This window comes from Bacillus sp. 05T31, assembly GCF_056396725.1.
This window is the reverse complement of sequence record NZ_JBFTMA010000773.1, coordinates 1-1,979: the sequence shown is the minus strand read 5'-3', so window position 1 is coordinate 1,979 and position 1,979 is coordinate 1. Positions and strand designations below refer to the sequence as shown.

Below are 1,979 nucleotides of genomic sequence, written 5' to 3'. Positions count from 1 at the left end.
TAACTAAACCTTCTTCGTACTTTCGAATAATGCGTCCTTTTGGATTCATACAGTAAGTAGTAGCCGTGAAATGTTCATGCTGATAAGAAAGTTTCGTCTCAAATGTATCTTTTAATATAGAACGTAATTGATGTTCTTTCATCTCTACCCTAATACCTAAATCTATACGGGTTTGCTCCTGTGCAATTTCAAGGGAAGAGCACATTTCTTTTAACCAATCAGCCCCGGAACGTCCTGTTGCAAATACGAGTTGCTTAGATTGAACTATCCCTTGATTTGTAGCTATTCTAAAATGATCTTTCTGCCTTATGATATGCTCTACATCTATATGAAATCGGATATTTATTTTCGTAAGTAAAAATTCGTAGAGCTGCTGAAAAATGTTACTTGAAAGTGTAGTGCCAAGATGCCTTACTTCTGTTGTGAGCATTTGTAAACCACACGCTTCAGCTCTCTTAGTGAGATTTAGATTTTCTGTAGAATATTTTGAAACCGAACTTCCGCCAAACTGACATAGAATTTCATCTACTTCAGCCATGAGTTGTATAAAAGCTTTTTTACCTACTTTTTGCTCAAGTTCGCCACCAAATCCATTTGTATAATTAAATTTCCCTTCAGATTTTCCTAAACCACCAAATCCGAAATATTTATCACATGTAGTACAATTACACAATTTTCCTTGGTCTAAAGGACAATGGCGATCTTTTAGCGCTTTACCTTTATCAAGAATTAAAATCTTTTTGTTACTTTGGGCTAATGAATAAGCCATAAAGATGCTACTTACTCCAGCTCCGATAATTGTAACATCATACATATTCTTTCACCTGCTAACGAATAGTTTGTTTTTTATTTTCTTAGTGTATAACACTTTTATGAAGTTAAGAAATAGCTTTTATTAATAAAGAGGGAGTTTTTGAACTTGATGCTTTTTTAATTTCTCCGAGTGGTGGAGTAAATACAAATGTTTTTATTTGAAAGAAGAAATAGATTTAAATGATCACTATGTCATATGATTAATAAAATCTTACATATAAAAAAAACAGACCTTTTAAGTAAAGAGGTCTGCTAATCATTGGAAATAGTTGTTAAGTGCATAAATTTGAAGAGAATTATAGTTTTATTTAGCGAAGACGTGGTTACCGATTACCGCTACTGTTTGACGTGTCGTAATCCATTTGTTTGTTGAAGTTTTTGGATTATAAAAATAAAGCCAATCAGAATGTATTCCATTTGTAGAGATAGCCTCTTCTACTGCCATTTTTGCTTCTGCGCTTGCAGGCTGATTAATTCTACCATCGGTAACAGGAGTAAATGCATATCCGCGTTTAATAGGTTCATAAATAACACCTGTTATTGTATTTGGAAAWCCWTTTGCATTTACACGATTCAAGATAACTTTCGCCACCGCTACTTTTCCTTTATATGATTCGCCACCTGCCTCAGCAGTAACTAAGCGTGCCATTAAGTCTTTTTCTTTTTCTGAAATACTTGAATTGATTTTTAAATGTTGTCCTGTATAAAGCATGTTTCCGACTGTATTGTTAATTTGTTTTATAGATTGAACGGTAACGTTGTAACGCTTTGCTATAATTTCTAATGAATCTCCCGGCTGTACTTGATAAATAATTTGTCCAGAGATGTTCTTAGGTTTGTCGTTTTGATGAACAGTGACCTCATTTGATTTCATGGATCCTGGAATATGTAACTGTTCACCAATAAAAGTTTGATCWTTTSCTTTATTATTTGCTTGTTTAAKWGATTGTATKGAMACYYCATATTGTTTACTGATACCCCAAAGTGTATCATTCTTTTTTACTGTATGAATGGTGGAAGCCTCAGCTACACCTTGATTACATACGAATGTAATTGCTGCCGCAGATAAAGGAATTATATGTTTTATTTTTAATAATTTCATTGTAAATCCTCCCAATAAAAAATTAAGTTTTAACTGTTGAGTAATGTAGTTCAGAGTATATAAG

At 33.0% G+C, this 1,979-nt stretch carries 1 protein-coding gene and 1 pseudogene; both read right to left on the bottom strand.

Annotated features, from left to right (window positions below):
- Positions 1–814 (bottom strand): annotated as a pseudogene (locus tag AC1DJR_RS28065) (NAD(FAD)-utilizing dehydrogenase); the annotation flags it as partial.
- A gap of 303 nt (positions 815–1,117) precedes the next feature.
- A complete protein-coding gene (locus AC1DJR_RS28060) occupies positions 1,118–1,915 on the bottom strand; it encodes a cell wall hydrolase (protein ID WP_477004055.1) in 798 nt (265 codons plus the stop codon).
- Positions 1,916–1,979 lie beyond the last annotated feature (64 nt).